We start from the raw sequence: 24,701 nt of genomic DNA on the forward strand, positions 1-24,701 counted from the left end.
CGGCACGACGAGCTGGCGCCAGACTTCCTCTTCCTGGCCGCGCCCCGATTCGTCGGAAAGCGGTCCTCCCGAGCGCCGGTGACTCCCAGACAGGACTGCCGATAGCCCGTACCGGACAGCCGCGGCGCCTGCCACGCCGGCGACGACGAGCAACGCCGCGGCGCCCCGCGCTGACAACAGCGCATCGAGGCCCTGCAGCCACGGCTGTACGACAAACGCGAGCCCGCCCGTCAGGAAACAGGCCGCCCCACCGATCAGCGACGCGTGCGATCTTTGCGGGACGTGCAGATCTTCGTCGTGTCGCGCCTTGAATGTCATGGCCTCAGCGCAGCACCAGTTTGATCGTGTTCAGCAGATCGTCGGCCGTCGCCGGCTTGACGATCCACCCCGAGGCGCCTGCCGCTTTGGCCTCCGCCTTCCGGCTCTGCTGCGATTCGGTGGTGAGGAAGAGAATTGGCTGGAAACGGTAGGCCGGCAGTTTCCGCACCTCCTTGATCAGCTCGATACCGTTCATGCCCGGCATGTTCAGATCGGTGATCAGTAGATCGACCTTGGCTCCGGCGTTGAGCTTTTTCAGCGCCTCTTCGGCACTGCCGGCCTTCTCCACGGAGTAGCCCGCCTTGCCGAGGATCGCCGAGACGCTCATCAGAATCGTCGCGGAGTCGTCGACCAGAAAAATCGTTTTGCTCATTTATCGAGTCCCTGTTTGCACTGCCGGCCCGCCTTCGGAATTGCCGGTGCAGCCCCGATTGATATCCGGAAAGAATAGGCGCCGCGAGGCCCGGCAAATATCCCGGTGGCCACGAGACCTGTTTACCTAGTTCTTGGTAGCGGGGCGGCGGGCGGCTAGCGGGGTGCGGCGGAGAACTGAATCAGCGCCGCCGGAATCTGGCCCAGCGGCAGGACGCGCTCGGCGGCGCCGAGGCGGATCGCTTCGCCTGGCATGCCGAAGACGACCGACGTCGTCTCGTCCTGGGCGATCGTCGCCGCGCCGCTTTCGCGCATCTCGAGCAAGCCGCGCGCGCCGTCGTCGCCCATCCCGGTCATGATCACGCCTGCGGCGTTCTTTCCGGCGCATTTCGCCACCGAACGGAAAAGCACATCCACCGCCGGTTTGTGGCGATTGACGAGTGGGCCGTCGACGACGTCGACGTGATACTGCGCGCCGCTGCGCCGAAGCATCATGTGGCGTCCACCCGGCGCGATCAGTGCAAGCCCGGGCGCGACCCGGTCGCCGTGTCGGGCTTCCCTGACGCGGATCGCACACAGGCCATCGAGCCGCTCGGCGAACATCGCGGTGAAGCGCTCGGGCATGTGCTGGACGATGACGATTCCCGACACCGATACCGGCAGGCGCGTCAGGACGGCTTCGAGCGCCTGCGTGCCGCCGGTCGAGGTGCCGAGCGCGAGGACCTTGTCGGTCGTCTCGCGCAGCGCGGCCGAAGCGGGCGCGGGGGTGAGGATCGCGTCGGCTGTGAGTTTCGGCCGGGGCGGGGCAGAGGCCGCGTGCGCCAGAAGCCGCCGCGGGTTCGCGCGCGCCGCGGAACGGATCGTCGTGACGATGTCCTCCGCAGCGCTCTGCAGGAAGTCTTTCAGCCCGGCCCGCGGTTTCGGGATGACTGCGAACGCCCCGGCGGCGAGCGCGTCCATCGTCGGCGCGCTGCCGCTTTCGGCCAGTGACGAGCAGATGATCACCGGCGTCGGATGCTCGGCCATCACCCGCCGCAGGAAGCTCAGGCCGTCCATGCGCGGCATCTCGATGTCGAGCACGATCACGTCCGGCCATTCGCTGCGCAGCTTGCCGAGCGCGAACAGCGGGTCGGACGCGGTCGCCATGACTTCCATCCCCGGCGCCCGGGTCACTACGTCCGAGACGACCTGCCGGACCACGGCCGAGTCGTCGACGATCATCACGCGGATCGGCGCGGTGCTCATGTCGCAGGAGGTCTCATGTCTCTTTGCGGTAGATCGTTGGCCGCAGCGAGACGAGACGGTCGGTCAGGCCGGTGAGCGATTCCGAGTGCCCGACGATGAAATAACCGCCCGGCTTGAGGCTCGGCAGCATGTTCTCGACGACCTTGCGCTTCGTCTCGACGTCGAAGTAGATCATCACGTTGCGCAGGAAGATCGCGTCGAACAGGCCGACGCCGGCGATCTGGGCGGTCAGGTTGAGCTGCGCGAAGCGTACGCGCTCGCGCAGCACCGGTGCGACGAGCAGCTTGCCCTGCTGCGACCGGACGCCCTTCAGGCAGTATTTGCGCAGGAAGCCGGGCGGAATGCCTTCGGTGCGCTCGAGCGGATAGATGCCGGTCGCCGCGCGGGCGAGCATGCTGCGGCTGATATCGGACGCGAACACTTCCCACGGGGCGTGCGACAGATGTTCGGCGAGCACCATCGCCATCGTGTAGGGCTCTTCGCCGCTCGAGCAGGCCCCGCTCCAAATCCTGAACGGTGCGCCGCGCGGCCAGCCGCGCACAATTTCGTCGCGCAGGAAATCGAAGTGCTGTGGCTCGCGGAAGAAGTAGGTCTCGTTGGTCGTCATCAGGTCGACGAACTGTTGCACCTCTTCCGCTTGCTTCCCGGACGTGAGCAGCTGGTAGTAATCGGTGAAGCTGTCGAAGCCGTAATGGCTGAGCCGTTTTGAAAGGCGGCCGACCAGCAGGATCTTCTTCGCCGGCGACAGGCTGATGCCGGCGAGCTGGTGGACGAGCTGCTGGAACAGCGAGAATTCCCGGTCGGTGATCGTTGCGTTCATGTCGGTCCGGGCTCAGAACAGTTCCACCGCGGTCTGACGCGGCAAGGCCAGCGTCTGGCCATAGCGCTCTTCGGCTTGCACGAGCTGCGCCGGAACCGCCTGGTTGCGTCGGCAGAAAGCGTCGCCGGTGACCGGGTTCAGCACGATCTTGCGCGACCATGGCCCGAGGAAATCGGTGCCGAGCAGCGGGATGCCTTCGCGCGCGAGCCATTCGCGGGCGAACTCGACATTCCGGGCACCAATGCCGGTCTCGGTCAGCGCGGCAACCACGGCGCCGCCGCCGAAAGCCTTGGCCTGCAGCCGCTCGCGCCGCGCGCCGCGGGCGAGCATCGCATTCATCAGCGCCTCCATCGCGAAATCACCGCATAGCAGCACGTCGAAGTCGGTCGTCGCCCGCCCGGGCGAGCGGCTCGGCAGCATGAAATGGTTCATGCCGCCGATCTTTGCCCGCGGATCCCACAGGCAGACGGAGACGCACGAACCGAGCAGCGTCCCGATCGGCCGCGTCGCTTCGATCGCCCAGTCGCCTGGCCCGATGGTGCGCGCAAACCGTTCCAGCTCTCGGCCTTCGTTGATTGCTTTCACTGACAGTGTTCCGAAATCACGTGATTCATTGCGCGCCGCTTCCGGCTCGGCCTTTCCCGATTGCTGCCGTCGGACGCGATCGGGTACACCACCGAAAGCATAGGAAGACGCACCGCCCGGAGATATCGCCATAGCTGCGGGAGGTGTTTACCCGGTTTTGCGTAGCCGGCAGAGACGGAGCGTGCGCGGCCGCGAGGCCCCTTCAGACCGTTGCGATGCCGTTTCGGATTGCATAGCGTGTCAGTTCGGCGATGCCGCGCAGGTCGAGCTTGCGCATGATGTTGCGCCGGTGCGCGTCGGCAGTGGACGGGGCGATATGCAACCGCTTTGCAATCTGGACCGAGGTGTAGCCTTGCGCGACCAGTTGCAGGACTTCGCGCTCGCGCGGCGCGAGCTGGTTCAGAAAAGCTCTTTCGTCGCCCCGGTTCGTCAAGTTCGTCGTGACTGCCGCGCCGACGTCGGGGCACAGATAAACCCGTCCGCGCCGCACGGCCTGGATCGCTCGCAGCAGTTCTTCCGACGCTTCCGCTTTGGTGACGTAAGCCTGTGCCCCCGCGCTAAGCATGTCGAGCACGTAATGCTGATCGGAGAAGCTGGACAGCGCGATGACCTTGATACCGGGGGAAGCGGCGACGAGCCGGCGCGTGACTGCGACGCCGTTCATGCCGGGCATGTCGATATCCATGCAGACGATGTCGGGCGAGCTTTCGGCCGCGAGACGCAGGACCTCGTCACCGTCGCCTGCCAGGGCGACGACCTCGTGGTCGGGTACGGCCTCGATGAGGTGTCGTAAGGCTTCGCGGATCATCTTGTGATCGTCCGCGATCAGGATGCGCAGCTTCATTTGCATGATTCGAGGTATTGCCGGTTCGGGGAGCGCTGAGGGGCCGCCTTGAGGGCGTGAGTGACGTCGAGTGAGCCAAGTGGTCCGGAGTACGGGCCAGCGATGGTCTTTCGAACGGCGGCGGCCATCAAGCCGCGTCGTCGATTTCTCGCTGCCAATCTTATGTCATCTGTGGGGAGAGGAATGCGCCGGTCGGGCGCGAAAGATGCTTTACCGTGCACTGGGTCACGTATTGCGTGACGCCCCCACCTCTACGAGCAAGCTTTGCCGCTAGCATTCAAGCACGTTCTCGCACGTGACGATATCGCAGGACCGGCTCCGCTGCATACTTTGCAACATTCCTTTGGGACCGCCCTGCTGCAAAAGGGCCATGACATTCGCGCCATGCAGGGGTTACTCGGTCACTCCGAAGTCTCCACCGCGATGATCTAAATTGCGCGACGGCCATGCCGACGGTGCCGAAGGCATCGTGCCGTAGGTGTAGCGGGAACGGGACGCCGGCCAAAGCCGGAAGACAGGCAGGCATAAAACTGCTTGGGGCAGCTGCGTTTTACCTACATCATCGAGCCCGCTTGGGCTTTTGACACTTCTCAGCACAGTCCCGCTCGGGCTACCTGGCGACATTGCCGCTTGGATAAAGCGGCGACATCCAGCTGACACGCGAATAACGACAGCCATTCATGTTCGGTACCGTGCCACCTGGTCGAGCAGCTTCCCGGACAGCGCATCCAACCTTGCGGCGGTTTCTGCCGCCGCCTCCGCCGCCACGCTGTTCTCCTCGGTCATCTGAGCGATTTTCTCGATGCTGTTGGCCACCTGATGGACGGCAGCATCTTGCTCGCGGACCGCGTCAGCGATACTGCGGACGTTGATCGCGGCGCTAGCCGACTCGCCCTCGGCCGCCCGCAGTGTGGTTGCCGTACGCTCGACCAGTTCGAGACTTTGATCCGTCTGGGCGTTCGCGTCCCGCATGCCCGAGACCGTGTGCCTGACCTGGTTCTGGATGCCGCCGATCAGCTTGGCGATTTCTCCGGTCGCCTGCGACGTGCGCTCGGCGAGCTTACGCACTTCGTCTGCCACTACCGCAAAGCCGCGTCCCTGTTCGCCCGCGCGCGCGGCCTCGATCGCTGCATTCAATGCGAGCAGATTGGTCTGATCGGCAATCTCCTTGATCACCTGGACGATGCCGCCGATCTTCTTCGAGTCCTCGTCAAGTTGATTGACATCATCGCGGGCATTCCGAATTAGACACGCGACGCTCTCGACGTTAGCGACCGTTTCGCGCATCGTCACCATCGCCTGGTCAATACCGCTCCGGGCGCGTTCGACGACTTCGTCGGCGACCGTTGCGTTGCGTGACGTTTCCGAAATGCTTACGGAGGTCTCCTCTACCGCCGCTGCGACCGAGGCCGCAGCCTCGGATTGTGTCGATGAGCCCTTGGTCACTTGGATGCCTGATGCAGCCGTGGCGCGTGCGGCATCGGCGATGCCCTCACCGGACTGCTGAACCTCCCGGACGATTGCACCGAATTGCGCGAGCAAACTGTTAAATGCCTTGGCGGCCTGTCCCACTTCGTCGTCCGACGAGTACGTCATGCGTTTACTGAAGTCCCCACTGCCCTCTACGTCAGTGATCACGCGGCGCATTTCGCCCAAGGCGCGATTAAGGCGACTTGCAACTGACCAAGCCAACCAGCCGAAGAGAAAAATGCCTGTCAGACCGAGCGCCAGCGCCCGGACAAGCCTGTTTCGTGCGGCGACGGCGTCCTCCGTTGCCGAGATGCGAATCTGCTCCGCCTGCGCTTCCATCACAGACCACAGTCCATCGATATACTCCGTGATTTGCCCCCACCACTGCGTCGGTGGCACCGCCGCAAACTCCTCCCGCGCGACCGCGTCACGACTGAGCATAACCACCTGGGAGGATGCGGCCGTCGCACGATCGACTTCGACTGCCACATCAGGCGTTCTCGCACGCACCAGGTCGAGCGCATTGCGGCCGAGTGCGCGCGTCCCCATCAACAGGTCACGCTGCGGAATGCTCATCGCCTCGGCTCCGACAATGACATTGGTCTGCGCGCGCTCGCGACCGTGAAATTCCTTTGCCCACTCGAGATCGACGTACGAAAAAATTATTCCGATAAGCCGCTCGTCGGCGCTTGCAGCCGCCAGCTTGAAGCTCGCAGCCGAGAGGGCGTTTACGCCGGTTGAGATGATGAAGGTGTAGGCTGCAGTAGCTTCCCCGACCGGGCCTGACCGAGCGTCCACGCGTGTGCGCAAACCACGCAACTCCGCCAGCGATGCAACGATTTTCGAGAGCTCCTCACGTCCGAAGCCGCGCCATGCACGAGCGGCCTCGTCGAACGCGGAGACAGCTGCATCGGTACTTGCGCGCTGTTGCTGCAACGCATCGCCCGTGCTGCTGGCGCTGGCGAGATACCCGGCACTCTGTCCCCGCTCGCGTTGGATTTCATGCACATAGCGGCTGGCAAGAAGCATGACATTTACAAAATCACGCGTCTCCGAGGCGGACTTCCAGCGTTCATGTTGTTCGGCGAGATAGGCGCCTCCCGCGACCACAAGGAGGCCGACCGCCAGCGCGACCAGTGCGGCGAGGAGCCCGCGCAGACTAGTCCGATCCAAAAAAAGCATTTTTCGCGCCTTCCATTCAGAATATCCGCATTAGGACTGGCGCCTAGAAGATCGGACAAGGGCAGATGCCACGAGACCGCTGCCGTTCAACCGTTTTCGATAACCGTCGGACTTGACGATGGGCGGCAAGGCCATTCAGCCAGGTCCACTTGTGAATGTGGGTAACGGCAGAAACCGGGACGACTTGAGCCGAGAAGCCGTCCTGCGCTCGACAGAGCGCAGACACCTCGTTTCTCGATGGCGGAGGACGATGTGGAGCGCGGGGAACCAAGCCATGGTCAGGCGGTGGACGATGTTCATTGTCATGTGCAGGTCAAGCGATCAGTCGACGACCGCGCTTTTCCAATCCTGGGTCTCGAGGCGGAGCCGACAGTTCAACCAGGAGGGCCGCTCTCAGAAAACGGAAAAATCTTGCGCTAGCAGCTGGACTAAGCATCTCTGCTCTTGCCGATGCGCTTCATTGGCGCGAGCCTCCACAGGAGCCGAAAAATCGCGAGCAGAACCTCCTTATTCGGTGAGCTATGATGAAAAACGGGTTCAAACCCAAGGAGTCCCGGATGAAGATGGCCGCCTTGTTGACTCTGGTCTCATTCCTTGCCGTCACACACGCGTCAGGTACCGAACTCGGCTCTCCGGGAAGTGCTCGGATTCTCGAAATCGATGGCCGCGTGCTTGCGCCTGCGGGCGACCCCGCGTCCCCGCCGCCAGTCGATGTGCAGGGACTGCGTCATGGCAAGGAGGTGCACGCCCTGTACGACGGCCGTTTCTCCGAGCTTGCCCCGGGGTCGTTCGAAACGTTTAAATTCTTCTGGCCATTCGCCGCGCAGTTGGGCAAGCGCTGCCCGAATCTCCCGCTGGCCGACGGAAGTCTGGACATGCTGTCGTACATGCTTGCGACGACGGTTCAGTTTGGGGAACGACTCGTGGCCGGCCAGTCGAGCGCGGAGGAGCTGTGGCTCCTGGCCCTCGGCGCCGGTATGCAGTTCAATGAGCAGCGGGCGTGCCACTATGATCCCTCGGTTGAGAGCCGGACGGCAGCGCAAGAGCGCTGTGATCGCACCACCGCCGACAACCGCGATGCGGCGCAATCGCTGGTGAGCACCGTCGGTGCTGCCGCCGAGCACGACGCTGAACTTTTCGCGACCCGTTACGGCTGCGAAAGCCCTCAGGCGCTCCGGATGGTGAACCAGCTCCGCGACTACTCGCAGGAAGGGCCCGCCAGACTCAATTTTAAATGGCGGCTGCCGGTGCGGCGGCCGGGCGACGACAAGCTGTACAAGACCATTTTTGACAACTGTTCGCGCAGCCAGCCGGGCACCGCCAATGAATGGTGCGCGTGCTACGTCAAGGAGCTCGCCTCGATGGGGCCTCCGTCGCGCGTGCTCGACGCGCTCGCGGCGAATCCGTTTGTGGATGGCACGTACATGTTGAACATGCCCGGCAACGACGGGCTCTACAGCTGCGCCGAACGTCATCGTGACTACAGATCCTGGAGCGATAGCCACGCGCCGCGGACCACCGCTTGCCTGACCGACGCGAGAGCCAGCGATGGGGGAAACCAGCAGTGCGTCTACCGGGCCGCCTGGGGGAAATTCAGCCTCACGCAGGCGCAGTGCGCGAAGGAAATCTCGTCGAAGCAGTGGGGCTACATCGAAGTCGACTGTTCCCATGCCGGCTCGGCTGTTGCGCCCTCGGCCGGTCCCCGCGAATGGCGGGAGGGCCTCTACACCCGAATCTCTTACGAACAGGCGGTGGCGCCGGGCTTTACGCCTCCCTTGCCGGCGGACGCTCGCGCGAAAATTCCGCTTCTAATCCAGCTCGATCGAAATGAGGCGCCCGACGCCCTCTATCGTATTGCGCTGACCCGCCTCGCACCGATCGATCTCTTCGGGGTCATCGGAGCGCAACGCGTTTCGGCGGGTTCCGTCCTAGGCATGGCAATCCGGAGGGAAGCCGCCGCGATGGACAAAGACGGGGCGCGCTTGCTCGTTTGTGAATACAAGACCGCGACAGGTGGCCTCCACCGACAGGGCTTCTGGTACGAAGCGGTGCCTGGTCGCATCCGAGAAGCAGCCGTCGCGGCCGAGACGAGGCCTTACTTCGCGCGTATCCCGGGCGCCGCCACTGCCTGCCCCGCTGTCCGGCCAGCGTCCTGAAGGGACGAGCTTCGTTTTCGCAAGGGGCGGCTTCCCAGGCTCCCCCATTTCGAGCCGCCCATGGAAAACCCTTTGCCCGTGCGATGGGGGGCGGATGGTCAGCCAAGTTGTCGCCGCAGCGGCATCCGAGTCTTAGCGGTTTCACTGAGCACACGCACAGCCGAACTTACTCGGACGGTTGAAGCCTCTTAACGTCTAATTTGTCGAATTCGAACAGGACGGGCGATTTCGGTCCGAGTTCAACGGAGACTTTCTCCACCTGTTGCAGCCGTTGAAAGAAATCGTCAGCCTCTCGGATGCGATACGACTCATAAATGTCATTGCTATTGGGGCTGACATGATCCGCCGCGTATACGCGTCTGGCAGTGTCATCGTCACCATTTCCGAATTCGACGGTAATGTCGCATGTTCTGGTGCAGAGCTCTTGTCCGACCGGATGGTAGAAAACAGCGATGCGACCCTTGGATGTCCTCAGCACGGTAAGTTGCCTTGCGTGGGCCGCAAGGGTGTACGCCTTTAACACCTTCGACCCCGTCGAGGCTGGAATTTCTTCGTACACCCAGTTGAAGGCCTTGGCAAAGCAAGTCTGACCTCCAGCAAGGATCAATGCACTGAAGGCTAGTCGCAAGCCGCAATGCCGAATCGGCTTTAGCATGCTGTTTCTCCTAGCTTTATACGCGGTATTATGGAATCAAATCGGAGAATATTCCGCATGCCGACATCCTGGAGAGAGGCCGGCACGATTGTTCTTGCTGCACTCGAAACCCACTGAAACCCAACAACTCAACGTCATTGTCTTGCTCAAACCGTCGCTTTTGATTTGAGTCGCCCGTTAGAAATCGGTGAACAAGCGAGCATGAAGCGCCGCGCCCAAGCGATCGATCGCCTGATGCACCTGCGGGTAGTCGTAACCGCAATCTGCAAACGCGCCGCTCCTCACCTTGAAGCAGATGCTCGGCCTCGACGCAGTCGGTAACTTTGGCAGTGCTCGTTCGCACGGTATGAATCACTCCGCTCTTGCTGTCGGCGCCGACATCGACCGTCATGCCGAAATACCCGCCGTTGCCCCCAGCGGCCGTCAGACACCCGCGGCATTTACAGCCTCGTGGGGCCATTGCGCATTGATGCCGGGGACACAGATTGTCCTGAACTTGTGTCTGCTTTATAGACGTCAGGGGAAGTCCTGGCCCGAAAAGTATCAAGGGCCGCTGAGGGTCGGGAACTCGCATTCCCAGGACAAAGGAGCTGCCTCTCAGCTCGAAATTTATGTGAACGGCAGGTGACCTACGGATTGCTGACCGACGCCGGGGGCTGGCGAACGTCCGGACAGGCCGAGGAGGCGTCTCCGACCAATCATCTCCAACGGCCGCTGTACTTCGTCACCTGCCCTTTGGTCAGACGCGGCACGAAGGCCTGCAGGCGCAGGCTCTAATGTGTTGCATCCACCGGGTGTATCCGCACCTCAGCACTGCCGCCGCTCGATCTGCGCGGGCGGGCCGGCAGCTGAGGTTTAGGTTTGTTTGACGTCTGCCCTCCACGTGACGCGGCTGGATGACGCGAGAGCGCCTGCGGGCAGACGTTGAATAAACCTCCAGGGACGAAACCGCGGAACGCTGGTGCGCGGTTCGGGCAGGACATGGCCTATGGTGATTTGAAGTCAGCCGCTGTTCCCGGGATGACCGATGATTGGCGGATCGAACCGTCGGCAACGAACAGATCGGCACCGAGGGCGGTCATTGTCGCCACGATCGCGCGTGCCAGAAGCGGTGAATGCGGGCGATACGGCATCGAGCGACAGCCGGCCGCTCCCGGCGCCGGGAACTCGGGCGCCGATGCTGTCGTATGACGAAAGCGCTGCTGGCTGTGGATCATGGCGGTGCGCGAATCGGCTGTCGGCGCGTCATGATCTCGACGACCAGCATGGCGGCGCCGCAGCAGCGACAGACGAAGGTCGGCGGGGGCGTTACCGGGCTTTCGTTGTCGATCGGTCGGCTCGAGGCACATCGAGCAAGGCGCCTGCCGTGGCCAGATTCTGCTGTCGCCCCGCATTGGCCAGCAGTCTGTAATGACGGATGCGGTGGAAACCCATTGGCAACACATGCAGCAGGAAGCGCCGCATGAACTCGTCGGCGGCGAGCGTCATCGTCTTGTGGCGGGTACGCCCCTTGGCCCGGTAGTCCTTCCAGCGGAAGGACACGTCATTCTCATCCATCGCCACCAATCGGCGGTTCGAGATCGCCACCCGGTGGGTGTGGCGGGAGAGGTAGGCCAATACGGCCTCGGGACCGGCGAACGGACGCTTGGCATAACCACCCACTCGCACCTGCGCAGCGGCACCTGCGGGCTGTCAGCGGCGACTCTGAGCTGCAGGGTGGGCGAGCTCAACATCAGGGAGGACGCCTCCGCCGGAGCTCGTCGGGGGAATAATACGCATCCCCCTAAATTTCCTTCGTAGTTTGTTGCTGCCGAGCGGTTTGTATCCAGGGATAGTCGGTCAATGAGCCCAGGCGCCGAGGGTCTTCTGTCAGGGTGACAGTCGGCCATCGGCCGAGATCGGGTCCCCATTCGGCCACGAGGCCCAACCGGTGCAACAGGGCGTACACTCCCCACAGCGAATAGTCGACGCCGAATTCCTCCGCCAGCCGGCCGCGGATATCTTCACCCCGCCAGGCAGGCAATCCGCTCTAGGGCGGCGCCCCGGCGTGCAGGCGCGCCGCGGGTCGCGCTCCCCATGCGCCAGCGCCCGCAACTCTTCCACCGACTTCGTCGGCACCACCTCCAGCATCCGCGACATCAGCGCTCTCCTGCCATCCATCGTCGCTTGTGCAGCCTCAGCGCTCGACCGCAGGAGAGTCAGTGGGGGTCCGTATAAGCCGGATTCGCGGAACGCTTCTGCAAAATCGACGGCGAGGGGTCTTGACCTCACCTCGCCGTCGCGCGTCACATTATCGTTCGCGGGAGACTCCGGTTTCTTGCGCCCGCCCGGTTTGCTTGCGATCAGCGGTGCTACCTGCTGCCCGGCGACTTCGTGGACGCTGGAGTCGCGCCAGAGGCGGAGGCGCTCGCGCCGGCGGGACTCGTCCCGTGGGCAGACGGCGACGACCCGGTCGTCGCGGCCGAAGAACCGCCCGCAATTCCACTCGCGCCCGACGTCGAGGTCGCCTGCGCGCTCTCGGCCGTCCCCGACTTCGTCGCGGACCCCGAACCGATATGCAGGATCCCCTGCCGCTCGGCCTCTCCCTTCGCGGCGGCAGCAGCCGCCTTGGCGACCGCCTCCATGCCGCCCGGTCCCGCGCCGGTCGTGTCGTCGCCTGCCTCCGCTGACCTGGCCTTGCGATCGACCTCGGACGCGGCGGCGCTGACCGCGGCCGTAGCGACCCGCTTGCCACGCTCCAGTTGCTCCTTGCCGGTCTCCGTGGCGCGATCGACAAGCTCATCGCGGTATTCACCGAGCAGTTCGTCTTCACGCCGCGTCGACGGCAGTCCCGCACCCAGCGCGGCGCCGATTGCCACGCCGATCGCGCCGAGCACGAGCGGCTGCTCGGTGGCCATATAGCTCCAACCGCTGGAGGCGCGCTCCGCGTAATGCTTGGCCGAATCGCGCGCGTGGCGGCCCTGTTCGCGCATCCGCTCGCCGGCGTGCGATCCGGATTCGCGTGCGTGCCCGACGCTTTCTCGCGCGCTGTGAGCCGCGCCACTGACACTTTCCCTGACGCTGCGCGCGGCGTCGCCGACGCGATGGACCACGTCGCTCACCGCCGAACTCGCACGCTCGGCCGCGCCCTTGATCCGTCCGGTCGAGGACTCGTCGTCCGCAGCCCTCGGGCGAGCGATGTGCTCTGCACTGCGCATATGCGTGCCCGTTCCCGACGCCATCAGCCACGCGAGGCCGACCGCGACGAGTGTTGCCGGCAGCGGGTTGTCCCTGACGCTGGCGCCGAGATTCGCCACGTAATCGCCCGACCCGCGCTTCGTGTAGTCGAGCACCTGGTCGAGCAATTGCCCCGGCGACAGCCGGCGCTGGATCGCCTCGAGCGTGTCGCCCATCCGTGCGCGCTCCGCTGCGATCTCGGCCTCGATCTCGTCCGGGCTTCGGTCGGATGTCATCGGCGCATCGGGCGCGCGCGTCTGCCCCTCGTCGAGATACTGCTGCGGCTGCCGGTAAGTGGCATTCCTGGGATCGTCCGTGTTCATCTCGTCTGCTCCTTCACGAATTCCTTGTCCCTGCGCAGCGATTGCGCGGTGCGCCGCGGCACGAGGTTGCGCGCGTCGAGGTTGTGGCGGCCGCGATTCAGCATCACCAGCCCGATGACGAGGACGATGACGCCGACGAGCAGCGCAGCGGCCCACAGGCCGATGTCGGCGAACACGGCGATCGCGTGCGCAATGCCGTCGAGCAGCACCAGCACGCCGGCGAACGCGATGACCCCGCCCACCGCGAGCGAGGTCAGCGCGGACGTCGTCTGCGAAATCTTTTCGCTCATCTCCGCCTTCGCGAGATCAATCTCCTTGCGCACGAGCGTCGAGGTTTCACGCATCAGATCGGTGAAGAGTTCGGGCAGGCTGCGGGTTTCCTTGTTGATGTCCATCACACTGGCCCTCCAGCCGGCAGCTTGGGTTCCCGTTCGCCCGGAGTGACGGCGGTACCGACCGAGGGATCTGCGCCGGAGACGGTGCGATCGAGCGGATTGGTCGAATGACCTGTGCCGAACGGGTGTTCTGCCGCGGGTGCGTGCGCGGCAATGGGGACGTTTGCGTCGTCCTGTTCGAAACCGGCGCGCCCTTGATAGCGCTCGAAGTCGCTCCCGCGATCCCGCTCGCCGGCGCGCTCCTGTTCGTGCGGCCGCCGCGCGGAACTCTTCAACATTCGCGCAAGCCCGAACCCCAGGACCACCGCGCCGCCGAGAAACAGCGCCGGCTGCCTGCGCGCGAGGTCCTGCGCATCCGAGATGAGGCCGTCGACCTTCTTGTGCTCCATCGACCGCGCAAAACCTTCCAGCCGGTCCGCAGCCCAGTCGACGTAGTGGCCGACGCTCTGCTGCTCCTGCTGCTCGAGCTCGTCGCCGGCACGCCGCAATGCCCGGGCGAGACCGCCCGCGCCCTTCGCGACGCCGCTTTTCTGGCTGTCGAACAGCGACTCGGCGAGATGTTTCGCTTCGCGCCGGATCTCCCGCTCCGACCGGCCGCGCCCGCCGTCGCCTCCGTCACCCGAAGCGTTGCCCCTGCCGGCACTCGTGTCACCCGGCGGAGCTAAAGTCAATTCTGGTGTATGGACCCGTCCGGCATGGCTGATCAGGCGGCGAGCCGCTGCTGTTCGTGCTCTTCGTCTTTCACGGGTTCGCCGTCCTTGAAGACGACGCCGCCCATCAGTTCGGCAATGCGCTCAACGCCGCGAATCCGCCGCCAGGATTTCTCGGCTTCCTGCACGAGCTTGAAGGCGAGACCGAGGAAGCTCGAGCGCGACACGCAGTTCTTCGTGCGGGTAGTGCGGTGACGCACGGTGGCGAAAGTCGACTCGATCGGGTTGGTCGTGCGCAGGTGAATCCAGTGCTCGGCCGGGAAGTCGTAGAAGGCGAGCAGCGCGTCGCGATCCCTGACGAGCTTGTCGGCCGCCTTCGGGTACTTCGCCTGGTAGCTCTCGACGAAGCGCTCGAAGGCGCTCACGGCCGCGGCGCGCGTCGGGGCCATCCAGATCTCGTGGAGCTGCGCCTTCGCCTTGGCCTGCAGGCTCTTGGGCAGCGCGTTGAGCACGTTGGCGCTCTTGTGCACCCAGCAGCGCTGCCGGCGGGTTTCGGGGTAGAGCTCGTCGAGCGCCCCCCAGAAGCCCAGCGCCCCGTCGCCTACTGCCAGGCGCGGACCGACTTCGAGGCCACGAGCCTTGAGGTCGCGCAGCAACTCGAGCCAGGACGCCTTCGATTCGCGGTGCCCGTCGCCGATCGTGACCAGTTCCTTGGTGCCGTCGAGCCGCACGCCGATGACGACCAGCAGACACTGGCGGGCATCGTCCTCGCCGCGCAGGCTGGTGTGCACGCCGTCGGCCCACCAATAGACGTAGCGGCTGCCGGACAAATCCCGCTTCATCCAGCCGGCGTAGTCGCTCGCCCACTCGGCCTTCAGGCGGCTCACCACGTTGGGGGAGAGGCCCTTGGCCTCATCGCCGAGCAGCACGGTGAGCGCCTCGCGCATGTCGCCCGTCGAGATGCCCTTCAGGTACAGCCACGGCAACGCCGCCGACACCCGCGCCGAGCGGCGAACATACGGCGGCACCAAGGCGGAATTGAACTTCACCCCAGCGCCCGAGCGGTCACGCACCTTGGGTACCCGCACCTCGACGTTGCCGACCGCCGTGAGCACCTCGCGTGCCGGCAGGTAGCCATTTCTGACCACCGCTCGGCTCCCGCCCAGCATCCGCACGTTCTCGTACTCGGCCAACAACTGCTGCACCTCCACTTCAATCGCCCGCTCGATGAGATCCCGCGCGCCGCGCCGGATCAGCTCCTCCAGCGACAGCCCCACTTCCGATTGCTCAACCGACTGCTCACTCGTATCCTTCTTCAAGGCGCGCCTCCGTGGTTGCTGAAAATTTGGTCTCGACAACTCAATTCTCAGCAGAGGCACGCCGCCTCATCAAGCCCTTCTATCAGGATCTGGTCATACACCAGTCTTGACTATATCTCCACCCGGCGTGCCCACTTCCATTGCCGTGCCGACACCTGCCGCGGCCCCTGCGGCCGACGGCCCTGCCGCAGTGCCGCCGGTCGACATGCGAAACGCGTCGCCCGCGCCGGGGATGTCCGGATTGTTCGTATTCATCGTCGCCTCCTCTCACTCGGTTGCAGTCCATTCATGGCCAGAGCAGCGGCCCGGCCATCACGGCGAAGACAGGCAATCGGTGTGCCTTCTATGGAAGGCTCGACGGTGAACGAGGAAGGACAGTGGAACCGGCGCGGTTTGCTGGGGAAGATTTGTCCGACGCGCAGGCTGGGGTAGTCCCGGACGTTACGAATCCGGCAATCAAATACAGCCGCTCGCCTTGTGCTTGTAGAAAGGCTGCCGGGGCTTCGACAAGCCTGGCCCGAACGGAATCTTGTTGTCGGGTCGGCAATAACGCCGGGCAGCCGGATCTGATACGGACTTCACATAGTGACCTGCTGTCGAACTGTGATGCTGCGTAAGCGGCGGTAGTCAGTAGGAGAGTAGTGTTGAGCAGGCTTTTGAGTTGAGGTCGTCGCGGACGGCAGAGGAGTTTCGGGCCCTGGCGCATGTCGTTCGAGGCGGACGGAATCTTTGGCTTGAGCGCGGTGCAGATCCGGGATTGGATCAAGCGCTATAACGACGAAGAGCTGGAAGGATTGGCGGATCGACCGCGGCCAGGCCAGCCTTCGCGCCTGCGACCGGAGCAAGTCAAAGCGTTCCTGGAGCGATTGCATGCGGAACCACCGGCCGACTCCGGTCTGTCCGCGTGGCGCGGCAAGGACATGCGTGAATTCCTGGCCAGAGAATTCGGCGCCACGTACTCGATATCCGGGGTCTATACGCTCTTGCACAGGTTGAAGCAGTCTGCGTTGGTGGTGTAGATCACCCGGCGGATCGGGGCGGGAAACGCGAAGAAGGGAATCACCCGATCCCAGGCCCGGCGCCAGGCGGCGGTGACGGTCGGGAATTTCTCGCCCCAGGGGCCTTGCTCGAACGCATCGAGTTCGGCCTGCGCCGCTTCGGCACTGGGGGCGGTGTAGATCGGCCGGATCGCTGCCGCGAGCGCCTTGCGCTCTTTCCAACTCGCGAAGTCGAGGCTGTTGCGGATCAGATGCACGATGCAAGTTTGCAGCGTAGTGGCCGGAAACACCGCCTCGAGCGCTTCGGGCATGCCCTTCAGGCCGCGTCGGTGACCGCGATCAGGATGTCGGCCACGCCCCGGGTCTTGAGGTCGTTGAAGACCTTCATCCAGAACTTGGCGCCCTCGGTGTTCTCGATCCAAAGCCCCAGAATGTCACGCGTGCCGTCGGGCAGTACACCGAGCGCCAGATAGATCGCCTTGTTGCGCACCACAGCGTCCTCGCGAATCTTGACCCGCAGCGCGTCGAAGAACACCACCGGCTACATCGGCTCCAACGGGCGCGACTGCCAGGCGGTGACCTCACCCATCACCGCCTCGGTGACCGAGCTGATGAACTCGGGCGAGACTTCGGTGCCGTACTGCTCGGCCAGAAAGCCCTGGATCTCGCGGATCCTCATCCCGCGCGCGTACATGGCGACGATCTTGTCGTCGAACCCGGTAAAGCGCCGCTCGTGCTTCGGGATGAGCAGCGGCTCGAAACTGCCGGCCCGGTCGCGCGGCACCTCGATGCGCAACGGCCCGTCTTAGGTCAGCACGGTCTTGCCGGTGGCGTCGTTGCGATGATTGCTGCGCTCGGCGGGTTTGTCCGCGCCGGGCGGGTAACCCAGGTGATGGGTGAGCTCGGCGCCCAGCGTGCGTTCGATCAGCGCCTTCTTGAACGCCATCGCGGCGGCATTGACCGCCTCGGCGCTCAGCGGACCGCTGACGAACCGGTCAATGAGTTCTTTCGGGATGCTCGGCAGCGCCGCTGCGGCTTGCTTCTTGTTTGTCTTGCTTGGCATACATGCTCCTTGCCGACATGTTATGCCTCACACACAAAATTTCTGACAGGCTCGGCATTGCTGATGACCAGAAGTCGCACGAGATTATCCACCCAACTCACCACCAGAATCCCACACAGTAGAAACCCAATGCGATCGGCGGTGTCCTGACCGAGCCGGTTCAGCTCGGTCCGTCCGCCCGCCCCCGATTACGCAGACGCTCCGGCGGCGGTTTTCGTGGCCTTTAGGGCGGCTTCGGTCACGGCCGCAAAGTTCGATTCAGCGATCTCGGTGACTTGCTTGGTCGCCTTATTAACGTGTTCGTACATGCTGTGGGCAGCGTCGAGGGTCAATTTGAGCCCGGCAAACATGGCTTCTGAACCGGCGGGCGCGGACTTGGCAGCCTTGTCCAACATCTCGGTGAAGGTCTTGTTCCGTTGATTGACTTGCGCTTCGCACAGCTTGGCGAATTCCTGCTGAGCGTCGACAGCGATTTCATACACGCTGCGACCGTAGGCGACCGCTTTGTCGAGCATGGGTTGAGTCGTCGTCTGCAGGCCGACCAGGTCCTGCGGATTCTTGACGGCCAGCATCGTCCGGGCGGTGATAACGCTTTCTTCCACCGCCGAGCGGGCAGTATTCAGGTTCAGGGCAGTCAGGCGCTCGACTTGGGTAAAAGCGGCGTTGGCCAGTGTCGTCAGCACTTCAATGGTGGTTTGGCTGGCGGCAGCGAACTGCTCGGGGGTGGCGATAGCATTCATGGGCAATTTCCTGGGCAGTATGGTGGAAGTATGCAATGACAAAAGTATCGAATGGATAAGACCATGAGGATACAGAAATGCATTGCGGATTGGACTATACCGCCGTTCAGCGCGATGTAAATACTGTTTAACCTGTAAATAAAATAAGGTGTTCGCGGCATAGGTTATGGCAAGATTTACCGGCAACACGTTTTTCCTCGCACCGATGTAGATCTAGGCGAGCGCCGAGCACGGAGGCCTCGCGTCCACCAGGAGTAGCCATGCAAGGGTATAGCGAGGACGGCGAGTTCAGGAGTGAGCTGATTGCCTTCTCCGCCGACGACGCGCAGCACCTCGACAAGCTCTTCATCCTGCTGCACGTGCGCACCGGCGTCGACTTCGCGCAGTACAAGCACACGACGATCCACCGCCCCATCCAAGACCGCATGCTCGTGCACCGGCTCAACCGACTTGGCGACTACGTCAGGCTGCTGCAAGAGCGGCCGGCCGAGATCGACACGCTCTACACCGAGATCCTGATCAACGTCACCGCGTTCTTTCGCGGCGCGGCTGTGTTCGACGCGCTGGCGCGCGACATCCTGCCGGGGATTATCGAGCGCTGCGCCAGCGGCGGCAACCCGGTGCGCATATGGGTGCCGGGCTGCTCGACCGGCGAGGAGCCGTATTCGATCGCGATCGCGCTGCTCGAATGCATGCAGGAAGCCGACCTCCACCTGCCGATCCAGATCTTCGCGACCGACATCGACACCCATGCGATCAACACCGCGCGTGCCGGCGTGTTCCCCGACAGCATCGCCACCGACGTGTCGCCGGCGCGGCTCGCGCGCCACTTCACGCACGACGAGCAGGGCTACCGGATCAGCAAGCAGATCCGCGCCATGTGCCTGTTCGCGAAACAGAACGTCGTCGAGGACCCGCCGTTCTCGCGCCTCGACCTGATCAGCTGCCGCAACCTCCTGATCTATCTCGGTCCGGTGCTGCAGAAGAAAGTGCTGACGCTGTTCCACTACGCGCTCAAGCCGACCGGTTTCCTGCTCCTGGGCAGCGCCGAGACCGTCGACAAGTGCGCCGACATGTACCGGACGCTCGACACGAAGCACAAGATCTACGTCAAGAAGGCGATCGCGGTGACGCTGCAGTTCGACTTTTCCGCGCTGTCGCGACGCTTCCGACATAAAACTTGACCCTGAGTGCGCTCTTTGTGGGATGCCGGCTCGAAACCTTTCTTGTGGCATCAAAAATGGACCCTCCCGACCCTCTGCCTCAGCCACACCGTTCCCGCCCGATCAAATCACGCTGGAAAACACGCTCTCGTAAGCGGTGAGAAATGCGGGCTGGCCGGCGTTCTAGCTAGAGCGTGTTATGAATTTGCTTTGAGTGCCATCCAGAACGGGACCTTGGGCAGTATGAGGATGCAGAAGACGACGAAATGCAATCCGGACAACACGTGCGGCATCCGCTCGAAATCCCGACTCAGCCGTCTGAATCGGGACAACCTCCCGAAACTGCGCTCGACCACCCAGCGCCGGGGCAGCAAGAAAAATTCCTTCTTCGCCTCGGAAAGTTTGACGATTTGATGATCGATGCCTGCCGCCTTGGCCGCTTTCCGGGTTTTGTCACCCGTGTAGCCCTGATCGGTCCACGCAATTTTCATCGTTTCGCTCGTGACTTGCTGCACCGCCTTGCACAGGTCCTTTTGACCTACGCGCTCGTACTCACTGGCCTGCATGACGGTCAGCCCAACGAGTTGCCCCAGCGTATCGACGACCACATGGACTTTGCTGCCCCGACGCAGCTTGTAGCTGTTGTAGCCGGCCCGCGGCCCGCTTTCGCAGCTGCTTTGCAGCGTTCGTCCCTCGAGGATCACAGCACTGGGCTGGCCCTTGTGTCCGACGCCGACTCGGATGATCGAACGCATCTCGCTCACCATCGCCTCGAAACAGCCCGCATCGGTCCAGCGGCGAAACTGCAGCATTTGACAGATGAACAGGAATTACCTGAACACGAGCCTGCTGCGCTAGCCCGAATCTTCTGTCCCGGGGCGCTGAAGGATCGATGCGCTGCGGGTTAGTGATAGCCGATGCCCATCACATAATCGCGGAGTAGCGTCCCTTCGTACTCCTCTTCGGCCATCAACGCCCGCAGTGCGTCACGGGCGTTGATGACTCCTACCGGCTTGTAATTCTCGTCGACGACCGGGAGGTGCGTTGCTGCATCATCGACAAGACATCGGGTAAGCAGTCGGTCGGGTGGCAGGAGGTGACCTCCTGAGTCATTACGTCAGCAGCCCGGGTCCTGCAAGCGTCGCCGCAACATCCGCCGATCAGCCGGACTATGTTCGTTTTCGTGATGACCCCCGCCATTGCCCCATCGGGACCACAAACGACGACAAGACTGACCTGCGTGTCCGCGAGCAGCGTCGCGATGTCCATGAGCAAGGCATCGACACCGACGATTACCAGGCGCGAACGTGCAACGTCTCCTATGCTGCTGACCAGCTTCGTATTCATGACCCTCACTTCTCCTATTCAGGACAAATCCTATTAAATTGCTTGCATCTTCGGCCGGGAGACACGACCGCTGCGCAGGAGGCAATGGCTGCAAGGGACTGCAGGCATGCCCGAAGAGCGCGATCGCATGCGCGACGCGGTGAAGAGCCACGGCAGCCCGGGCCGGGAAAGACTTCCCGGCCCTGCCCTACCGCAGCAGGCTGCGCAGTACGTACTGCATGATTCCGCCGTGGCGGTAGTAATCCGCCTCGCTGGGCGTTTCGATGCGGACGATCGCGTCGAATTCGACATCTCCGGCCTTCACTTTCACCGTTGCCGGGGTGCGGCCCTCGTCAAGCGCCGTGATGCCGACAATGTCGAAGTGTTCCTCTCCGCTCAGGCCGAGCGACGCGGCGTTCTCGCCTTCGGGGAACTGCAGCGGCATGACGCCCATGCCGAGCAGGTTCGAGCGATGGATGCGCTCGTAGGACTCGGCGATCACCGCGTGCACGCCCAGCAGCAACGTGCCCTTGGCGGCCCAGTCACGCGACGATCCCGAGCCGTACTCCTTGCCGGCGAGGATGACCAGCGGGATGCCGGCCGCGATGTAGGATCGCGAGGCGTCGAAGATCGTGGTGACCGGCGCATCGCTCTTCGTGAAGTCGCGTGTGTAGCCGCCCTCGGTGCCGGGCGCGAGTTGGTTGCGCAGCCGCACGTTGGCGAAGGTGCCGCGGATCATCACTTCATGATTGCCCCGGCGCGAACCGTAGGAGTTGAAGTCGTCTTGCGCCACGCCGTGCGAGCGCAGGTAGGCCGCGGCCGGGGAATTCTTCGCGATGGAGCCGGCAGGGCTGATGTGGTCGGTGGTCACCGAGTCGCCCAGAAGCGCCAGCACCCGGCCGCCAGTGATGTCGGCGACGGGCATGGGCTGGCGCGGCATGTTCTCGAAATACGGCGGCTTGCGCACGTAAGTCGAGGCCGGGTCCCAGGCGAAAAGATCGCCGTGCGGCGTGGGCAGGGACTTCCAGCGCTCGTCGCCCGCGAACACGTCGGCGTAGCCGGTCTTGAACATATCCGAGACGATGGACGTTTCGACCACCGCCTGGACCTCGCTCGCCGACGGCCAGACGTCCTTCAGGAACACGTCCTGACCGTCGCGGCCCTTGCCGAGAGGCTCCACGAACAAGTCGATATCCATGGTCCCGGCCAGCGCGTAAGCGACCACCAGGGGCGGCGACATCAGGTAGTTCATCTTGACTTCGGCGTGGATCCGGCCCTCGAAGTTGCGGTTGCCGGAGAGTACCGATACGACGGACAGATCGTGCTGCCTGACCGCTTCGCTCACCTCGGGAATCAGCGGTCCCGAGTTGCCGATGCAGGTCGTGCAGCCGTAGCCGACGAGGTTGAAGCCGAGCGCATCGAGGTAGCGAGTGAGGCCGGCGCGCTCGTAGTAGTCCGTGACGACCCTGGAGCCGGGCGCGAGGCTGGTTTTCACCCACGGCTTGCGGGTCAGCCCCTTCTCGATCGCCTTCTTTGCCAGCAGGGCGGCGGCAAGCATCACTGTCGGATTCGAGGTGTTGGTGCAGGAGGTGATGGCGGCGATAACCACCGAACCGTGATCGATCTCGCACTCGGCGCCGTCGGCCAGCGTGACTGATACCGGTTCGCGCGAGCGACTGCCGTCGGGGGGCGCCTCTGCGAGGTGATCACTCGGGGAAGGCGAGCGGGCCGCCGCCGAGTCTTCGTAGGCCGGGGGATCCGAAGCCGGGAACGACTCGGCAACCGCCTTATCGTATCCCTGCTGCTTCTGCTCCGGCTGGTGGATGAATGTCGCCAGAGCGCCGTGGAACGCTTCCTTCGCTTCGAAGAGGGGGACGCGGTCCTGCGGACGCTTGGGGCCGGCGATCGAGGGAATCACGGTGGAGAGATCGAGTTCGAGCGATTCCGAGTAGCGCGGTTCGGCCTGCGGGTCGTGCCAGAGCCCTTGCGCCCTGGCGTAGGCCTGCACGAGATCGATCTGCTCGGGCGAGCGCCCGGTCAGTTCGAGATAACGCAGCGTTTCGTCGTCGATCGGAAAGATCGAGATCGTGGAGCCGTACTCAGGGCTCATGTTGCCGATCGTCGCGCGATTGGCCAGCGGGACCGCGCTCACACCGGGACCGTAGAACTCGACGAACTTGCCGACCACGCGGTGGCGGCGAAGCATCTCGGTAATCGTGAGCACGAGGTCGGTGGCGGTGGAGCCTTCGGGCAGCTTGCCGGTCAGCTTGAAGCCGAGCACCTGCGGAATCAGCATCGACACCGGCTGGCCGAGCATCGCGGCCTCCGCCTCAATGCCGCCCACGCCCCACGCGACCACCCCGAGTCCGTTGACCATCGGGGTGTGAGAGTCGGTTCCGACGCAGGTGTCGGGATAGGCGACGGTGGCCCCGTTCTCCTCCCGAGTGAAGACCACACGGGCGAGGTGCTCCAGGTTGACCTGGTGGACGATGCCGGTGTCGGGGGGCACGACCTTGAAGTCATTGAAGGCGTCCTGCCCCCAGCGCAGGAACTGATACCGCTCCCGGTTGCGCTGGTACTCGATCTCGACGTTGCGCTCGAATGCCTCGGGCTTGCCGAATACATCGACGATCACCGAGTGGTCGATGACCAGCTCGACCGGTGCAAGCGGATTGATCAACACCGGGTCGCCGCCGAGCGAGCTCATGGCTTCCCGCATCGCAGCCAGATCGACGACGGCGGGCACGCCCGTGAAGTCCTGCAGAATCACGCGGGCGGGGGTGAACGCGATCTCCCGGTCGGGCTTCCCGCCCGCCTCCCACGCGGCCATGGCCCGGATGTCGTCCGCGGTGACATCGCCGTCGTTCTCAGTGCGCAGCAGGTTCTCGAGCAGGATCTTCAGCGCGTACGGAAGGCTTGCGACGTCGGCCCCCACGCCAGCGACCGCGTCGAGCCGGTAGATTTCGTAGGCCTTCGCCCCGACCTGCAAGGTTCCACGGGCTCCGAAGCTGTTCTTGCTTGCCATGACGCGATCTCCTCCTGACAGGGGTCGGGGTCATGCCGGCCCCCGCCTGATGTTCATACTGTACGGTTGACGAGCAACTGCTTGATTCCGGCGATCGCCTTGGCCGGATTCAGGCCCTTCGGGCAGGTGTTGGTGCAGTTCATGATGGTGTGGCAGCGATACAGGCGGAACCGATCGTCGAGATAATCGAGTCGCTCGCCGGTGGCTTCGTCGCGTGAATCGACGACCCAGCGGTAGGCCTGCAGCAGCACCGCGGGCCCGAGGAAGCGGTCCGGATTCCACCACGAGCTCGGGCAAGCTGCGGTGCAGCAGGCGCACAGAATGCACTCGTACAGGCCGTCGAGCTTCGTGCGGTCCTCAGGCGATTGCAGACGCTCGCGCGAGCCCGCCGCACTTTCGGTCTGCATCCAAGGTTTGATGGACGCGTACTGGGCATAGAAGTGCGTCAGGTCGGGTACCAGGTCCTTGACCACCGGCATGTGCGGCAGTGGATACACATCGACGTCGCCGTCCGGAAGTTCATCCAGTCCTTTGGTGCAGGCGAGTGTGTTTTCGCCATCGATGTTCATCGCGCACGATCCGCACACGCCTTCGCGGCAGGAGCGACGCAGCGTTAGCGTGGCGTCGATCTCGTTCTTGATCTTTAACAGGACGTCGAGGACCATCGGCGAACCCGTGACATCGACCTCGTAGGTATCCAGACACGGATTGCCACCGACGTCGGGATCCCAGCGATATACTCGGAAGGTGCGCAGATTCCTGCCGCCTGGTTGGGCGGCGAAATGCTTGCCTTTCTGGACTTTCGACGTCTTCGGTAGCGTGAATTCGGCCATTAC

21 protein-coding genes and 4 pseudogenes are annotated in these 24,701 nt (G+C 63.7%); 4 read left to right on the forward strand and 21 right to left on the reverse strand.

The window, feature by feature from the left end:
* Positions 1 to 322: 322 nt before the first annotated feature.
* From GO608_RS00640 to GO608_RS00660, 5 genes are all read right to left on the reverse strand, one after another.
* Entirely contained in the window at positions 323 to 691 is a 369-nt protein-coding gene (locus tag GO608_RS00640) for a response regulator (protein ID WP_169199898.1), read from the reverse strand.
* 155 nt (positions 692 to 846) lie between these two features.
* A complete protein-coding gene (locus GO608_RS00645) occupies positions 847 to 1,935 on the reverse strand; it encodes a protein-glutamate methylesterase/protein-glutamine glutaminase (RefSeq protein ID WP_169199899.1) in 1,089 nt (362 codons plus the stop codon).
* 13 nt (positions 1,936 to 1,948) lie between these two features.
* Positions 1,949 to 2,755 carry a CheR family methyltransferase gene (locus GO608_RS00650; protein ID WP_169199900.1) on the reverse strand — a complete coding sequence of 269 codons (807 nt, stop codon included), beginning with the start codon at positions 2,753 to 2,755 and terminating at the stop codon, positions 1,949 to 1,951.
* Between the two features lie 12 nt (positions 2,756 to 2,767).
* Positions 2,768 to 3,340, reverse strand: coding sequence for a chemotaxis protein CheD (locus GO608_RS00655; protein WP_343316726.1), 573 nt, complete (start codon positions 3,338 to 3,340; stop codon positions 2,768 to 2,770).
* Positions 3,341 to 3,542: 202 nt separating this feature from the next.
* Positions 3,543 to 4,184: a response regulator gene (locus GO608_RS00660; protein WP_169199902.1), complete on the reverse strand. Its 642-nt coding sequence runs from the start codon at positions 4,182 to 4,184 to the stop codon at positions 3,543 to 3,545.
* 258 nt (positions 4,185 to 4,442) lie between these two features.
* Between GO608_RS00660 and GO608_RS00665 the strand changes: the two are divergent.
* A pseudogene (locus GO608_RS00665) lies at positions 4,443 to 4,616 on the forward strand (tyrosine-type recombinase/integrase); the annotation flags it as partial.
* Between the two features lie 246 nt (positions 4,617 to 4,862).
* Here GO608_RS00665 and GO608_RS00670 read toward each other — a convergent pair.
* The gene (locus GO608_RS00670; RefSeq protein WP_169199904.1) at positions 4,863 to 6,836 is read right to left on the reverse strand and encodes a methyl-accepting chemotaxis protein; all 1,974 of its coding nucleotides are present in this window, start codon (positions 6,834 to 6,836) and stop codon (positions 4,863 to 4,865) included.
* A gap of 557 nt (positions 6,837 to 7,393) precedes the next feature.
* On the opposite strand from GO608_RS00670, the gene GO608_RS00675 reads away from it, so the two are divergent.
* Positions 7,394 to 8,992, forward strand: coding sequence for a hypothetical protein (locus tag GO608_RS00675; protein ID WP_169199905.1), 1,599 nt, complete (start codon positions 7,394 to 7,396; stop codon positions 8,990 to 8,992).
* A gap of 166 nt (positions 8,993 to 9,158) precedes the next feature.
* On the opposite strand, the gene GO608_RS00680 is transcribed toward GO608_RS00675, so the two are convergent.
* From GO608_RS00680 to GO608_RS00720, 8 genes and pseudogenes are all read right to left on the reverse strand, one after another.
* A complete protein-coding gene (locus GO608_RS00680; RefSeq protein ID WP_169199906.1) occupies positions 9,159 to 9,647 on the reverse strand; it encodes a hypothetical protein in 489 nt (162 codons plus the stop codon).
* 1,213 nt (positions 9,648 to 10,860) lie between these two features.
* Positions 10,861 to 11,326: pseudogene (locus tag GO608_RS19615) on the reverse strand (IS91 family transposase); the annotation flags it as partial.
* Positions 11,327 to 11,430: 104 nt separating this feature from the next.
* A complete protein-coding gene (locus tag GO608_RS00695) occupies positions 11,431 to 11,670 on the reverse strand; it encodes a helix-turn-helix domain-containing protein (protein WP_169199908.1) in 240 nt (79 codons plus the stop codon).
* A gap of 328 nt (positions 11,671 to 11,998) precedes the next feature.
* Complete coding sequence (locus GO608_RS00700; RefSeq protein ID WP_247002710.1) at positions 11,999 to 13,186, reverse strand: DUF3618 domain-containing protein; 1,188 nt, start codon at positions 13,184 to 13,186, stop codon at positions 11,999 to 12,001.
* On the reverse strand, positions 13,183 to 13,581 hold the full coding sequence (locus GO608_RS00705) for a phage holin family protein (RefSeq protein WP_247002712.1): 399 nt from the start codon (positions 13,579 to 13,581) through the stop codon (positions 13,183 to 13,185). Before GO608_RS00705 ends, GO608_RS00700 begins: the two co-directional genes overlap by 4 nt.
* Positions 13,581 to 14,252 (reverse strand): hypothetical protein, encoded by a 672-nt coding sequence (locus GO608_RS00710; protein ID WP_247002714.1) that lies wholly within the window; start codon positions 14,250 to 14,252, stop codon positions 13,581 to 13,583. The genes GO608_RS00705 and GO608_RS00710 overlap by 1 nt, the downstream gene beginning before the upstream one ends.
* A gap of 32 nt (positions 14,253 to 14,284) precedes the next feature.
* Positions 14,285 to 15,550, reverse strand: a complete 1,266-nt coding sequence (locus GO608_RS00715) for an IS256-like element ISAzo34 family transposase (RefSeq protein WP_169200659.1) — start codon at positions 15,548 to 15,550, stop codon at positions 14,285 to 14,287.
* A 93-nt stretch (positions 15,551 to 15,643) separates the two neighbouring features.
* Positions 15,644 to 15,805, reverse strand: coding sequence for a hypothetical protein (locus tag GO608_RS00720; protein ID WP_169200785.1), 162 nt, complete (start codon positions 15,803 to 15,805; stop codon positions 15,644 to 15,646).
* Positions 15,806 to 16,254: 449 nt separating this feature from the next.
* Between GO608_RS00720 and GO608_RS00725 the strand changes: the two genes are divergently transcribed.
* Positions 16,255 to 16,569 (forward strand): helix-turn-helix domain-containing protein, encoded by a 315-nt coding sequence (locus GO608_RS00725; protein ID WP_169199946.1) that lies wholly within the window; start codon positions 16,255 to 16,257, stop codon positions 16,567 to 16,569.
* Here GO608_RS00725 and GO608_RS00730 read toward each other — a convergent pair.
* Positions 16,554 to 17,611 (reverse strand): annotated as a pseudogene (locus GO608_RS00730) (IS256 family transposase); the annotation flags it as partial. The gene GO608_RS00725 and the pseudogene GO608_RS00730 sit on opposite strands and share 16 nt — an antisense overlap.
* Before the next feature lie 188 nt (positions 17,612 to 17,799).
* Positions 17,800 to 18,351: a phasin family protein gene (locus GO608_RS00735; RefSeq protein WP_169199945.1), complete on the reverse strand. Its 552-nt coding sequence runs from the start codon at positions 18,349 to 18,351 to the stop codon at positions 17,800 to 17,802.
* Positions 18,352 to 18,611: 260 nt separating this feature from the next.
* On the opposite strand from GO608_RS00735, the gene GO608_RS00740 reads away from it, so the two are divergent.
* Entirely contained in the window at positions 18,612 to 19,535 is a 924-nt protein-coding gene (locus tag GO608_RS00740; RefSeq protein WP_247002716.1) for a CheR family methyltransferase, read from the forward strand.
* 176 nt (positions 19,536 to 19,711) lie between these two features.
* On the opposite strand, the pseudogene GO608_RS00745 reads toward GO608_RS00740, so the two are convergent.
* The 5 genes and pseudogenes from GO608_RS00745 to GO608_RS00765 all read right to left on the reverse strand — a co-directional run.
* Positions 19,712 to 20,320 (reverse strand): annotated as a pseudogene (locus GO608_RS00745) (transposase); the annotation flags it as partial.
* Positions 20,321 to 20,418: 98 nt separating this feature from the next.
* Entirely contained in the window at positions 20,419 to 20,607 is a 189-nt protein-coding gene (locus GO608_RS00750; RefSeq protein ID WP_211159548.1) for a CBS domain-containing protein, read from the reverse strand.
* Positions 20,520 to 20,861 carry a CBS domain-containing protein gene (locus GO608_RS00755; protein ID WP_211159547.1) on the reverse strand — a complete coding sequence of 114 codons (342 nt, stop codon included), beginning with the start codon at positions 20,859 to 20,861 and terminating at the stop codon, positions 20,520 to 20,522. Before GO608_RS00755 ends, GO608_RS00750 begins: the two co-directional genes overlap by 88 nt.
* Positions 20,862 to 21,048: 187 nt before the next feature.
* Entirely contained in the window at positions 21,049 to 23,865 is a 2,817-nt protein-coding gene (gene acnA / locus GO608_RS00760; protein ID WP_169199944.1) for an aconitate hydratase, read from the reverse strand.
* 53 nt (positions 23,866 to 23,918) lie between these two features.
* The gene (locus GO608_RS00765) at positions 23,919 to 24,698 is read right to left on the reverse strand and encodes a succinate dehydrogenase iron-sulfur subunit (protein ID WP_169199943.1); all 780 of its coding nucleotides are present in this window, start codon (positions 24,696 to 24,698) and stop codon (positions 23,919 to 23,921) included.
* Between the last annotated feature and the right edge of the window lie 3 nt (positions 24,699 to 24,701).

The sequence above is a fragment of the Aromatoleum buckelii genome (genome assembly GCF_012910785.2).
In the GTDB taxonomy this organism is placed as follows: Bacteria; Pseudomonadota; Gammaproteobacteria; order Burkholderiales; family Rhodocyclaceae; genus Aromatoleum; species Aromatoleum buckelii.